Annotated in this window: 10 protein-coding genes; 1 reads left to right on the top strand and 9 read right to left on the bottom strand. The window is 43.1% G+C overall.

The features are described from left to right. Positions 1-18: 18 nt before the first annotated feature. The 8 genes from M3205_RS09715 to M3205_RS09680 form a co-directional block, all read right to left on the bottom strand. On the bottom strand, positions 19-1,239 hold the full coding sequence (locus M3205_RS09715) for an MFS transporter (protein WP_251169718.1): 1,221 nt from the start codon (positions 1,237-1,239) through the stop codon (positions 19-21). A 78-nt stretch (positions 1,240-1,317) separates the two neighbouring features. After that, positions 1,318-3,843 (bottom strand): beta-mannosidase, encoded by a 2,526-nt coding sequence (locus tag M3205_RS09710; protein WP_251169717.1) that lies wholly within the window; start codon positions 3,841-3,843, stop codon positions 1,318-1,320. A gap of 99 nt (positions 3,844-3,942) precedes the next feature. Continuing rightward, positions 3,943-5,007: a BtaManbiosPhlase gene (locus M3205_RS09705; protein ID WP_251169716.1), complete on the bottom strand. Its 1,065-nt coding sequence runs from the start codon at positions 5,005-5,007 to the stop codon at positions 3,943-3,945. A gap of 21 nt (positions 5,008-5,028) precedes the next feature. Further along, the gene (locus M3205_RS09700) at positions 5,029-5,976 is read right to left on the bottom strand and encodes an MTP-1 family protein (protein ID WP_251169738.1); all 948 of its coding nucleotides are present in this window, start codon (positions 5,974-5,976) and stop codon (positions 5,029-5,031) included. Continuing rightward, a complete protein-coding gene (locus M3205_RS09695; RefSeq protein WP_251169715.1) occupies positions 5,957-7,576 on the bottom strand; it encodes an alpha-glucosidase in 1,620 nt (539 codons plus the stop codon). Before M3205_RS09695 ends, M3205_RS09700 begins: the two co-directional genes overlap by 20 nt. 22 nt (positions 7,577-7,598) lie before the next feature. Then, positions 7,599-8,429: a carbohydrate ABC transporter permease gene (locus tag M3205_RS09690; RefSeq protein WP_251169714.1), complete on the bottom strand. Its 831-nt coding sequence runs from the start codon at positions 8,427-8,429 to the stop codon at positions 7,599-7,601. Next, positions 8,416-9,291 carry a carbohydrate ABC transporter permease gene (locus M3205_RS09685; RefSeq protein WP_251169713.1) on the bottom strand — a complete coding sequence of 292 codons (876 nt, stop codon included), beginning with the start codon at positions 9,289-9,291 and terminating at the stop codon, positions 8,416-8,418. The genes M3205_RS09690 and M3205_RS09685 overlap by 14 nt, the downstream gene beginning before the upstream one ends. Further along, on the bottom strand, positions 9,291-10,610 hold the full coding sequence (locus M3205_RS09680) for an extracellular solute-binding protein (RefSeq protein ID WP_251169712.1): 1,320 nt from the start codon (positions 10,608-10,610) through the stop codon (positions 9,291-9,293). The genes M3205_RS09685 and M3205_RS09680 overlap by 1 nt, the downstream gene beginning before the upstream one ends. Before the next feature lie 613 nt (positions 10,611-11,223). Here M3205_RS09680 and M3205_RS09675 point away from each other — a divergent pair. Continuing rightward, positions 11,224-12,240: a substrate-binding domain-containing protein gene (locus M3205_RS09675; protein ID WP_251169711.1), complete on the top strand. Its 1,017-nt coding sequence runs from the start codon at positions 11,224-11,226 to the stop codon at positions 12,238-12,240. 169 nt (positions 12,241-12,409) lie between these two features. On the opposite strand, the gene M3205_RS09670 is transcribed toward M3205_RS09675, so the two are convergent. Continuing rightward, complete coding sequence (locus M3205_RS09670) at positions 12,410-13,276, bottom strand: aldose epimerase family protein (RefSeq protein ID WP_251169710.1); 867 nt, start codon at positions 13,274-13,276, stop codon at positions 12,410-12,412. Positions 13,277-13,504: the final 228 nt, after the last annotated feature.

The raw sequence follows: 13,504 nt of genomic DNA, 5'->3' as shown, positions 1-13,504 counted from the left end.
AAGTCTGTTCAACTTAATTTATGTTCGCACCCTCATTTTGACGTTCGGCTTTTTCCATATCAAATAAAGAGTGGGAATCATGAGTACATATACAATCGGAAAAATACTGAACGAAATAGGCAGCAGGGCCTCCAGGTCAAAATACTTCCTCATCGTTAAAAATAACACCACACCAATCATCCTGCCAACTCCCAATGGAATTTCACGGATAATGATGTAATCAAGTCTTTTTTCCCGATAATCAGGATCTCGTTCAATCGACTCGTAAATCATCGCATTCATCGAGGTGCTGATCATATTCATGGCGATCGGTGACAGAATTCCAAAGATCACTAATGAAATAAATACAGGATACGCTGAAATCAGTATAGAGCTCAATAATATTGTAACTGAACCAATCGCAAAAACGTTAATCCGGTCCTTGGCTTTTGAAAACTTTGCAAGCATATAAAAGGCCGCAATCGACATGATTTGTGCACCGGTATTATACAATCCAAGGTTCAACTCACCGCCAGCCACCTTGAAGGTCATCATCGTGATTAAAAAAGTGGTGAATGCACCGGATACGATTCCATCAGCAAACATGATCGAGTACATCTTTTTCCACTCTTGGGATGGATTTTTAATGACTTCCCAAAAATGACTTTTGGTCGTAACCGGGTTCCCTTTTACACGCAGGGAAACGGTAAAGGCCAAGAACAGAAATACGCAAGTTGCCATAAAGACAACGTAATAGCCAATCATCCCCGCAAAACGTGAGATCATTAGACCGGATAGAAGCGGTGCAATCACTCCGCCAATCGTAAATAGGATTCCCTGAATATATAAAAACTGATCGCGCTTATCATTTGTCGTCAAATCCAGCACGGCCATATGCATACCGACATAATACAGACTCATGGCCAGTCCATTGGAGATGCCAAGCAGCATGATATGCTTATCCAATGTGTCATGGAAGAAAAGCATGATCAAATACGTAATCAGGTAAAACACAAACCCAAGGCGCATGGTGATCATCGGGCTGGTCTTTCTGGCCAGCCATGCACAAAGTCCGAAGCTGATGATGATTGCAACCGACCAATACATGCTGTAATAGGCCAACAGGGAATACGTTTTATCAAGCTTCCATAAAAACACACTTTGGAATATACCAGATAAGGATGTGCCAAACGCAAAAAGTGCATTCATCAGCAGATAAAACTTCAATTCTGTTGAAAAAGATTTAAAAATAGAAAGCATCTATTATCACCCTCTAAAAACGAGGGCTTTCACCACCTCTGCTGATTTTCAATCCCTGCAATGCAGCTGCTTTCATCATCATCGGGCCTCAGTCATCTTCGTTGTTACACTATTAATTGCTTTTACTTTCAAGGTATCCCACGGAATATCTTTCCCTTGAGCCTGGCTGACTTTAATCGTTGCCGCCACATTAGGCTGCAGGTCAAAAAAGTTATCCTCAAGTACAAGCTGTTCGATATCCATCTCAATTGTAACCATCCGCGCCAGAGCATTAGTTGATAGCGTAATTTCATTCTTTTCCATGCTGAATTCTACAGTCAGCTCAGCACCTGGCAGCGTTACATCCTTTTGATCACAGAAGTAATAAGTATTTTCATAGGTTTTATCCTGCAATGAACGGAGAACGATCACTGCCTCTTCCGGTTTTAATCCTCCTAAAGCTTCCTCCTCGAGAACCGTGTCTAACTGATAAGCAACATTTGCCTTAACAGAGACATTCCATCTTTTCGAAAAAGCTTTTTTCCCATGAAAGTCATATACAGCAAGCTCGATTTCATCCTCATAGCCTGCTAATCTGTCATTCACGATCCATACATTCAGATCAGAACCTGGCTCATGATCGATGGTTAATAAAACAGGATGATAGAATTTTTTCGCATAATGATAGGAAGCCTTCGGAAGCAAGTAATAGTCAATGACAGACCAGCTTGTTCCAGGCCAGCAATCGTTCAGCTGCCAGAACAGCGTACCGCTCGTTTTCGATTTATTCCGGCGGTAATGCTCAATGCCATATTTCAGCCCTTCCGCCTGCGTCAGCATCGAATAGGAAATATACTCATCCAAGTCGTTTGGCACTCCGGTGTACCCTTCCATCAGCAAAATCCCTTTAGGATGATGGATATCTTTATTCCGGTAGGCCATTTCTTCACTGCCCCAGAAAAATTGGTCATTAGGGATATTTCGCTCCAGTGTATAGCGGTTAGAAGACGCATGCATGCCAAACTCACTCACAAATGCCGTATGATCGTTTTTAAAGTTTTTAAAAGAAAGGCCTTCGACGGTGTAGTTCACAGTCTGCGGCTCGCCAAAGGTCCGCGGCTCAATGTTGCCGTGCCAGACCTGCCAGTTATGTGTATCTCCCTGTTCCCTTGAGTTATGGTCATTCCCTCCGAATGGAGAGCTTGGCCAAAACAGCCGGGTAGGATCCAATTCTTCCAGGATTTCCGGCATCAGTTCATGATAGATTTTTTCCCCGTAAAAAGGATCGGTGATTTCACCTGAAGAAAACAAGGCTTCATAAAGCCAGTCGTTCTCATTATTCCCGCACCATAACGCGACAGATGGATGATTGCGCAGCCGTTTGACGACCTGAATAATTTCATTCCGGACATTGTCCATGAAATTTTTATTGTAGTCGGGGTAAAGAGCGCATGCAAACATGAAATCCTGCCAGACCAAAATCCCGAGGCGATTGCACTCGTCATAAAAAACATCTCGTTCATAGATGCCGCCGCCCCAAACACGAAGCATATTCATGTTCGCGTCCTTTGACAGCTTGATTAAGTGCTTGTATCGGGAATCCGGAACAGACGCTATGAAGCTGTCAATCGGAATCCAGTTCGCGCCCTTGGCAAAAAGCTTTTTACCATTGAGCACAAAGGTAAAGCAATGATCCCCTTTCTCATCAACGCGGAGGACTTCGATCGTCCTGATTCCAAATTCTTCTTGCCTTTCATCGATTTTATCGCCATCAGCATACAATTCCACATTCAATTGGTAGAGATTCGGCGTACCCAGGTCATGTGTCCACCAGAGCTTCGGATTGTCAATTCCAAGGGTGACTATAGCCTTTTTTCCTTGAACCGCCGCACTGCCAGTGAATTTTTCTTCTCCGAAAGAGAGCTCTACCCCAACTTGATAGTCTTTTCCTCTCCTAAAAGAATCCACCTCAATCTCGATGTCCACAAATGCCTTGTCTTCAGTAATCGAGGTCGTTTTAGCAAATACAGAATCAATGCTGGCATTCATCCGTTTCTTCAAATGGACATCCTTCCAGATACCCGCTGTCACAAGACGCGGGCCCCAGTCCCAGCCCCAATGGCTTTGGTTCTTCCTTGTCCAGATCCGCTCCTTGCTGAACCCTGACCAATAATATTGGACCTTCTCCTTGACATGCACATCAATCGGATCGAATTTTACAGCAAGGACGTTCTTGCCCTTCTTCAATTCCCTTGTCACTTCAAAGCCATGACTGATAAACATATTATCCGTTGAACCGAGCTCGACGCCATTCAGATAAACTGTCGCAAACGTATCGAGACCTTCGAAAAGCAAATCATACCGCTCATCTTTATGGTCTGCTCCATTGAATTCAAAGGTGGTTCGGTACCACCAGACCTTTTCCTCTACCCACTGGCATTTCAAATCATTATGGCCATAGAAGGGATCGTCGATCAGCTTGCGCTGTATCAGGGTTGAATGGACGTCACCCGGAACCGCAGCCGTCATCCAAAAATAATCAATATATTCCGGGGAGGCCACTTCCAGGTCACGTGCAGCACCCACATCGAAATGCTTAATCTTCCAGTTTTTATTAAGCTTCATAGAAACCGAACCTTTCATCAAAGAGTCTCGACAGAACACAAAACCTTTACTAAGATAAAAGGCCAAAATCATTACCCGATTTTGGCACTAATAGTGGAATTATTTTATATAAGTTAATGAATCCAGGATTTCCTGCAAACTTAGCTCAGCGCATGCCATTGAAGTATCGGCAACACCGTAATACATTTTTACAACATCGCCTTCAACGACCGCGCCGCATGAGAACACGACATTTCCGAAGAATCCTTCGACTTCATAGTCTGCTTCTGGCTCAAGGATTGGCTTGTCAGAGCGAGCAATGACCTTTGTTGGGTCTTCTAGGTCAAGCAATACAGCACCCATGCAATAGCGATGATCCGTCGTTGCGCCATGGTAAAGCTCGAGCCAGCCTTTTTCCGTTTTGAACGGAACAGCTCCGCCACCCATGCGGGCACTATCCCACATGCCCTCGCGCAGGCCTAATAAGTATTTGTGATTTCCCCAGTGCAATAGATTAGTAGATTCAGCAATCCACATCTCCGGCTCACCAACACTTCTTGGTACTGGGCGATGAAGGGCATAGTACTTGCCGTTGATTTTCTCAGGGAATATTAACACGTCCTTATTTTCCGGCGCGAAAATCATGCCATGGTGCTCTGTTGTGACAAAATCCTTTGTTGAAACCATGGATTCGCCAACACCAACAGGTGATACAGCACTGAAATAAATATAATAAGTATCTTCAATCTTTGTAATCCTTGGGTCTTCAATTCCAAATGTCTCAAGCTCATTTGAAGGGTACACAAAAGGCTTTTCGTCAATCGTAAAGTTGTGGCCATCCTTACTGCGTGCAATCCTCAAATACGATAATGAAGTCAGATAAGCGAGACGGTTCGACTCTCCTGCCTTTTGAATCGTCCGCGGATCTGAAAAATTATAAGCAGGATCATTTAAATTGAATTCCAAAATTTCAAGCTTGTTTGTTTCTGGATTGTAAACAGGTGATTTCACAATTTCAGGATCCTCACTGATCGGACGCTCTGCGACACGCAGCAGCATGATGATTTCATCATTAAATGTCGTAATCCCCGCATTGAATGCGCCAATCACTTCAAAGTCTTCACGATGCGGTTTTACATCCATCGGTGTCACTAACGGATTCTCTTCATATCTATATACATTCATGTTGTAATCCCCTCAATTCAGTCAGTTTTTTTGCTCGTATTGTAAAAATGGGTCTGCAATCGTGATTTTTTGCGCTTCGGCATCACTGATTCCTGCATAGATATCAGCTGTGCCGTCCGCTTTCCGGACAATTCCGCCGCTGAACACAACATCAGCCAAGTCTGGTCGCTTTGAGGCACCCGGAAGGAAATTGCTTCTCGTTGCGATCAGCTCCATATCTGAAAATACGCCTGTTTCCGGATCAAGCGCGAACATCATCGGATAATAATGGCGGTCTCCTGCTTCATCGAACGAAGCAATGTGGCCAAGTACACCAACCAGGCCATTTGCAAGCAGGTGTGGCTCGTTCGCTCCACCCCACTCTTCATCAATGAACTGATCTTCAAATATAGGAGCCTCATTGATGACCTCGAGCGTCAATTCCTCCAAGGAAGAAATGCGTGCCCAGCCAATCTTCCCTCTGCCGCCCTTTTCACCCTGCGGTCTTGTCAGCACACCAATGCTGCCATCAGCCAGCTCAACAAGGCGCAGATCCTTCATGCCATCCGGCCCCTTCGCAAACTCCTTTAAACTTGCAATGTTCTTTCCTTTATAAAACACTGTACGCCATCCAAGTGCATCTTCGATTGCCGGATGCGGGAAAATCTGTACGCCGCCGAGGACCAGCTCACCAGCAATCCTTGTGTAAAAAGGATCCTGCAATTCAAATACAGGTGCGTTTTCTCGCGGAACCCATTCACCGCTTCTTTGGACGAAGAAATAAACGCTGGAATGCTCGCTGTCACGTGATTCCACGCGTCCTGCAATGACAAGCTCACCCTCATCTTCAAAAGGAGCTGAAATATTATAGACATCCTTATCACCAACACCGGTGAAAACGATTTTCTCCGGATTAACCGGCTGTACTTTTGAAGAAAACTCCTCCAAAAGCTGTTTGCAAGTTTTTACCTTACCTTTCGTTAAGACCATCATTCCCAGCATCCTCCTTTAAAATAATGACTTCATTTGCTGATATTGTAAGTACATCATTGTCTCCAAGCGTTGACCGCTTGTTCGAAATCAGCAGTTCCTTGTTTTTCAGCTCTAACTCAAGAGATTTCTCTTCCTCAGAAAAGTTCAGAGCAACAAAGGTCCGTTCCTTGTCGTTGCTTCTCATATAAGAAATCATCTTATCCTCATAGCGCAAGAATTCATACTCTCCCGTTTGAAGGGAAGTATGTTCTCTACTCAGCTTCAACATTCTTTTATAGAAAGAAAGCATGGAATCAGGATTGCCCTCCTGGATTTCCACGTTTGTATGGACAGCATCCTCAGGCACCGTAATCCAAGGTACTGTTTCAGAAAAGCCAGCATGTGTTCCCGAACTCCATTGCATTGGAGTACGAGATTTATCACGGCATCGTTCGTTTGCGGCAACCAGAGCTTCCTCTTGGGATTTACCAGCCTTCAAGGCCTCTTCATAGACGAGGCGCCCCTGGACATCAATCATCTTCGCAATATCATCTGTCACCCAATCCCTCATGCCAAGCTCATCCCCCTGGTAAAGGAACGGCACGCCCTTTGCCGTAAGCATCAGCGCAGCAGCCAGCTTCGCACGCTCCTCATCACCGCCAAATCGTGAAATATGGCGTGACATATCGTGACTAGAGAAGAACAGTGTAGCAATTTGCTCGGAATCATATGCTTTCTCTGTTTCCACTAATTGCTCGAAAATCTTTTCTGCATCAAACTCGGCAATACTTCCAATGTTGAAATTAAAGGATACATCAAGCTTGTTCCGCCCTGAGTACCGTTTTAATATCTCAATATCCTCAGAACCGACCTCACCAACGAGGAATTTATTCTGATATTGATGGACCACCTGGGCAATTTCCTCAATAACGGTTAAGATCCCGTCCTGGTCCTTATCGTACAAATGGATTTGCTCATTCTTTTCATGGTCAAAAGGATTATCGATAAAGGAATCGTTGATGGTCAGGAAGTTGATGACATCAAGCCTGAATCCGTCCACACCTTTATCCAGCCAAAACCTCATGACATCATACATGGCATTCCTGACTTCGGGGTTTGCCCAGTTTAGGTCAACCTGCTCTTTCGCAAAAGCATGGTAATAATATTGGCCGGTCGCCTCATCGTATTCCCATGCTGAACCGCTGAAAAACGATTCCCAGTTATTCGGTTTGTCTCTCCAGATATACCAATCACGCTTTGGATGATCCTTCGATGACCTTGATTCCTTGAACCATTCATGCTCGGAAGAAGTGTGATTCAAGACAATATCAACAATGACTTTGATATCGCGCTTGTGCGCCTCAGATATAAAAGCTTCAAAATTCTCCATCGTCCCATAAGCGGGATCGATTGAATAATAATCAGAAATATCATAGCCGTTATCCACTTTTGGAGAAGGATAAAAGGGAGTGAGCCACAGCCCATCTACTCCCAGATCCTTGAGGTAATCCAGCTTGGAGGTGATTCCCGTGAAATCCCCCAGGCCATCTCCATTTCCGTCCTTGAAACTAGGCATATATATTTCATAGAAAACTGATTGCTTCCACCATTTAACCATTTGCCAGAACTCCAATCCCTGGTTACTTAAGTGTGAATTGCATTCCCTCTCGGAACTTCTTCGCGAAAAGCAAGAAGATGATGATGATCGGCAATGTCAATAATACGGATGCCGCATACATCGGTCCTGGATAGCCGCCATAAGGGCCAAACATTTGTGATAAGAGTACGTTTAGCGTAAGCATGTTATCGCTCTTTGCAACAAGCATGTCCCATAACAGCTCTGTCCATCTTTCCATGAACAAGAACAAGAATATAACCGTAGTGATTGACTTTGACATCGGCAGGACAATTTTGAACATGATTTGCAGTTCGCTCGCACCATCCAATTTTGCCGCTTCAATGAATGTATCCGGGATTGCCTTGAAGAAGTTCGTATACATGAACACTGCCCATAGACTCATCGCTTTTGGCAGGATCATTCCCCAGTAGGAGTCGTACATTCCAACCTTTTGAATCACTAAGAAAGTAGGAATCAGCAGGATGATCGCCGGGAAGAACATCTGGAACAAGATTACGTTGTTGACTGTGTCTCTTCCTTTAAATTGAATTTTAGCTAATGCATAAGAAACCATAACCGCTGAGACCATCATTAAAATGGTCGAGCCGGCAGATACTAGAAAGCTGTTAAAAAAGGCGTTAATCCATGGACGCGGGATGACAGATTCCCCGCCGCCAAGCAGCCATTCCCATGACTTTAACGAGTATTCAGTCGGGAAGAATTTCTTATCGACCTGACTCCAATCAGCAAAGGAATTCAACACCATGTAGATATATGGGTAAATCATAATCAGCAATAGGACAATCGCAAACAGGTAACGAAAAACCAATCCTTTTTTCTTAGGTCCAACCATTTCGTTTCCCCCACAGTTCCAAGAGTTTTCTAATGATGTAAATCGCAATGAACGTTACAATCGATGCGATGATGGCAATAGCAGAAGCATAGCCGGCTTGCAGGTTAGAGAAGGCTTTTGTGAAAATCTCCATCTGCCATGTATTCGTCGCAAAATTCGGTCCGCCGCCAGTTAATTGATAAACCTCTGTGAAAATACCAAACGTAACACCAATCGATAAAATCAATACAGTAAATAACGCTGGATAGAGAAGCGGAAAAGTAATTTTCCAAAAACGCTGCCAAGGCGTCACTCCGTCAATCAGCGCAGCTTCATAGACATCTTTACTGATGCTTTCAAATCCAGATGTTAAAATCAGCGCATAATATCCGGTGAATTTCCAGGCAATGATCAACGCTACAACAAATAGTGCAGCGAATGGTGATCCAAGCCAGTTAATATCAATGCCAAATCCTCGCAGGAATTCATTCAGCGGACTATTGTAGGACAAAATCCCTTTCACGATCAGAGAGGAAACAACCCCTGATGCCAAATAAGGAAGGAAAAATCCGATTAAGAACAGTCCTTTGAATCTTGGAAGCCCCTGGACAATCAGGGCGACAATGATGGAAAAGGCAATGACTAAAGGTACAAATACAGCCATGAATTTAAAGGTTACAAAAAAGGCACTCTGTACACCCTGGCTTTTCAAGGCTGCGGTATAGTTATCAATTCCAACAAAGCTGTAAGTCGGTGATATTAAGTTCCAGTCCGTCACAGATAGAAACAGTGACCAGACGAGTGGTAACAGAAAGAAAATGATCGCGTATAAAAGATAAGGACTGGCAAAAAGCCAGCCCAACCATCCTTGGTTCTTACTCATTATTTGAGAGCCCCCTCAATGGCCTCTTGCATATCCTTCCATGCAGTTTTCGGATCTTTCTCTCCTTTTACAACTGGATTGAAGGCATGCTGGCCAATAAATGTCTGGATATCATTGTATTTAGAGTTATCCATTGGCGGTATTGCATTTGGAACGGCAGCAGCATATGGCTGTAATTCTGGGTTGTTTTCAAAGAACTCTTTGAAAGTGTCATTTGTTGTCAAGTCATCACGTGCTGGCGGCAAGCTAGTCTTTTCAAGCCATTTCAGGTCATTTTCAGGATTTGAGTAGACCCATTTAATGAATTCTGCAGCCGCTTTTTGCTGCTCTTTCGTTGCTGAAGCATACACAACAAGACCTTTTGTATCTGCGAATGTCTTAACGTTTTCTGTATCCATTCCGTCTGGAACAGGAGGCAATGCTAAGGCATACGTTTCATTCAATTTCATTTCAGGGAATTTATCAGCCCAATAAGGAATTGTCCAAGGACCAATATCCGTAAAGATTCCCAATCCGGTTTCGAATGGATCTTTAGACTGTCTAGTCATTAACGCATCTGCTTTTTGCAGCTCTTCCACAAATCCAAGAACTTGTTCCCCTGCCTTCTTATCGCCAGTGAACTCAGTTCCCTCTACGAATTTGTTGCCATCAGATGCTGCATTATAAAGCATGAAGAAGTCGAACCATCTCTTCCAAGCTGTAGGGTCAGCAAGGTCCGGTTTAGCCCATACATATTTGTCCGGGTACTTCTCTTTCAATTTCTTCGCTACTTCAAGCATTTCACTGTATGTTTTCGGCGGCTCATTAAAGCCAAGTTCCTTCAGGACATCCAATCTCCAGCCAAACAACATCGCATTCGAGTAGATTGGCAATACGTATTGGTGGCCGTCAGCAAACTCCCAGCCCTTCATTGTATCTTCCATATTTCTGTTCTTCTTGATTTCATCCCAGCCCTCTAGCTCGTCCAATGGTAAAAGCGCTTTACTTTCAGACAGCTGAGCCGCGAAACCACGGTTAATGTTTTCTGACATCGTTGGTGCGCTGCCCCCGGCAATCGCTGATTGAATTCCAGCTTCAGATGTCGGGCTTTCCTTCATCGGGCTTACGTTCACCTTGATATCCGGATTTTCTTTTGTGAACTCTTCCGCTATTTCCTTCCAATACACTTGCTGTGTTGGGTTTGGAGCCGCCCAGAATTCAATTGTCGTTACGCCGTCTTTCGTGCTTTCATTGCTCTTATCGCCATTACTACAAGCTGCAAGACCTGAAACAGTCAATGATGCAGCAAGGACTAGAGAAGCCGCTTTTTTGAATTTCATCCGATATTCCCCCAATTATTAGTATGATTTCCTAACTTTGTGTTTTCAGTAATGATTCTTGAAGAAATGTAAAACTATGAGTCTAGCTTTCTTGAAACGGATGTTATGGCAGCGCTATCATAACCTTACAAAAAAAAGTATAATTAATTGTATCCGGGTTGCGTTTTATAGATAATTTACCTTACCCCTCATTTCTAAAGATTTTTTAAAAAAATCATTACAAACAAATAAGTAATTAATAAGTAATGCGAATAGTAACTTTACAAATACATTATTGCACCTTACTGGTTTTATGTCAAACAGAAATTACATAAATTTTAAATTGTTAAAAAATATATGCTTTTATACATAGTTGTTGATTTCCGTTCCAGGCGTTTGACATACTTGGAACGCATTCGCCTGGCTTCCTTTTCGTTGTGTTTCTGCGAGGTCAACTGAACTGATAATCCCTCAAGAGTTAAGCGCCTCCCACTGATCAACAGGTTTAGTTACCTTATTTGCATTAGAAATTGAATACCATGATAATAATATTGCTAAAACCAAATTGTAACGTTACAATATAATTACAAGCAAAATTACAACTATTCACTTTCATTAAGGAGAAGTTTTATATATGAAGAAAAAAGTGACCATGCAAGATATTGCGGATCGCCTGAATATTTCTAAAAATTCCGTTTCGCAGGCTTTGACGGGTAAGCCAGGGGTAAGTGAAGAAACACGGCTAATGGTTCAAAGAGCTGCAGATGAACTGGGGTATACGTATTCAAACAATCGAAACAGCCAAAAGCTCGTCAAGAAAAAGGGTATCAACATTGCGCTTATTGCTTCTGACTATGCTTTTTCGCTCAAAAGCTTTTTCGGGGAGATCTACCTGAGCGTAGAAAAGGAAGTAAGGGCACGGGGATGGAACTTATTCATTGAATCGATCGACAAGGATGCCAAGGATCAGTTAACCCTTCCTTCCCTGCTTTCGAATCATCAAATAGATGGAATCTTAATTCTATCTCATATCAGCACCGAGTATATCTCCAAGATTATTGAGACTGGAATCCCGACTGTGCTGATTGACCACCATTCACCTTACCTGCAGGTGGATGCAATCTTGACGAATAATCGCTTTGGGGCTTATAAGGCCGTTGAACATCTGATCCAATTAGGACATCGGGACATTGCCTTTGTTGGAGACATCGAGGTTTCCCCAAGCTACCAGGAGAGACTCGAAGGCTATATGCTTGCCATGAAGAAACATGGGATTGAACCAAACCACTCTCTGTTATTTACAAGTGCAAAGGAAACCCAGGAAGAAATAAGCGGGTTTGCAGATCAACTTCCTGAAATGCCTACTGCATGGTTTTGTGTGAACGATGGCCATGGATTCCTTGTCCAGTCGGTCCTTCTTCAAAAAGGATACAAGATTCCGGAAGACATATCGATCTGCAGCTTCGACAATGGGCAGCTATCGCAAATTGCTACACCAAAAATAACAACAGTTAATATCGATTTAAATTACTATGGTAAAAAAGCAGTCGAACAGCTGAGCTGGAGGATAAAACATAAGGCAGAACCAATCCATGAAATCCTCCTGCCGACTACTTTGATTGTCAGAGAATCTACCGCTGCTAATAAATAATGGAACCAAAGGGACCTTTCTCTTGCTTCCCTTTGCTTTATACAGGAACTAATTAACTAATTCAGGCCTCTCAGATTCAACTGAGAGGCCCTTTTACATTGGCTGTTTTCGAATGGAGGAGTTAAAATGTTGATTCTAATTACTTCCTTATTAGATGACACTAAATTTCTTATTCTTTCACTTCAATACTGAATTCAGTAACAAGACTTTCTCTGCCATTAATCATGACAAGCTCTTCCTTACGGTTCAATTCATCGGTTTTCGCCATCCACGGCTCTACACAAACAAAATCTTTTCCACTTTCCGTCCATAAAACGATGTATTTAAAAGGCTCTCCATAGCTTAACTTAATCCTCTTCTTCAATGCTGGACCACCAAATGAAATAGAAGGATCCTCAGAACCTAAAAACACGACTGATTCTTTTAAGTCAGTTAGATCAACCTTGCCGGTAAACTGTTTTACTTTATCGTCATTGTAATCATAGTATTCCGTGGCATCTGTTTCATAGGCCAGATTCTTTTCACTTGTTTTGAAATATGGATGAAAGCCTGGATAAATCGGCATTGATGTGTTGCCAGTATTGTTATATTCCTGCTTTATCGTAAGTTTCCCGCCCACTAGTACATATGTAAAAACAACAGTAAAGTCAAAGGGATAAGAGCGTTTCGTCTGTTCATTGCTTGTAAGCCTGATCGACAGAGACGCCCTGTTATCCGCCTCCTGGCCAATCACTTCCCATGAAGCATTGCGCGCAAAGCCATGGTTCGCCATCGTATATGTTTTCCCATTCCACTCATACGTCCCGTTGGCCAGCTGACCTGAAATCGGGAACAGAATCGGAATGCCGCCTCTTACGTTTTTGTCTTTGTTAAAAAACGTTTCTTCATTCAGGTACAGCAGCTCTTCACCTTTTACTCCATAAGAAAAGATGATTCCGCCACGTTCAGGCGCGACCTTCACCCATGAATTGGTCTCAGTATCGATTAGTTCATAAATTTTATATTTCTGTTCGAAAGACTCTTTGACATTGTACATTTTGCCACTCCTTTTGATAAAAAAGTAAGGCTGTTTTCGCAAAGTTAGTTGCTATTTATATTATATTTACTGAGTTGATTGTAGTGGAAGGTGCGAGATCTTCTAAAATGCATTCGCATTTTCTTCGTGCGGTGTTTACTCAAGGTAGCCTATTCAACGTCCTACGGGAGTAGCGGGACAGGTGAGACCCCACAGACGCGCAGCGTCGAGGATGCTCACCGCCCGCCC

Source organism: Cytobacillus firmus (assembly GCF_023715565.1).
Classification (GTDB): Bacteria; Bacillota; Bacilli; order Bacillales; family Cytobacillaceae; genus Cytobacillus; species Cytobacillus firmus_C.
The sequence above is the reverse complement of the archived record's forward strand: the minus strand, read 5'-3'. Positions and strand labels throughout refer to the sequence as shown.

Coding starts and splice junctions, on each gene's coding strand:
- M3205_RS09680 (WP_251169712.1), bottom strand. CDS start 10,610: ATGAAATTCAAAAAAGCGGCTTCTCTAGTCCTTGCTGCATCATTGACT.
- M3205_RS09715 (WP_251169718.1), bottom strand. CDS start 1,239: ATGCTTTCTATTTTTAAATCTTTTTCAACAGAATTGAAGTTTTATCTG.
- M3205_RS09695 (WP_251169715.1), bottom strand. CDS start 7,576: ATGGTTAAATGGTGGAAGCAATCAGTTTTCTATGAAATATATATGCCT.
- M3205_RS09710 (WP_251169717.1), bottom strand. CDS start 3,843: ATGAAGCTTAATAAAAACTGGAAGATTAAGCATTTCGATGTGGGTGCT.
- M3205_RS09700 (WP_251169738.1), bottom strand. CDS start 5,976: ATGGTCTTAACGAAAGGTAAGGTAAAAACTTGCAAACAGCTTTTGGAG.
- M3205_RS09705 (WP_251169716.1), bottom strand. CDS start 5,007: ATGAATGTATATAGATATGAAGAGAATCCGTTAGTGACACCGATGGAT.
- M3205_RS09690 (WP_251169714.1), bottom strand. CDS start 8,429: ATGGTTGGACCTAAGAAAAAAGGATTGGTTTTTCGTTACCTGTTTGCG.
- M3205_RS09675 (WP_251169711.1), top strand. CDS start 11,224: ATGAAGAAAAAAGTGACCATGCAAGATATTGCGGATCGCCTGAATATT.
- M3205_RS09670 (WP_251169710.1), bottom strand. CDS start 13,276: ATGTACAATGTCAAAGAGTCTTTCGAACAGAAATATAAAATTTATGAA.
- M3205_RS09685 (WP_251169713.1), bottom strand. CDS start 9,291: ATGAGTAAGAACCAAGGATGGTTGGGCTGGCTTTTTGCCAGTCCTTAT.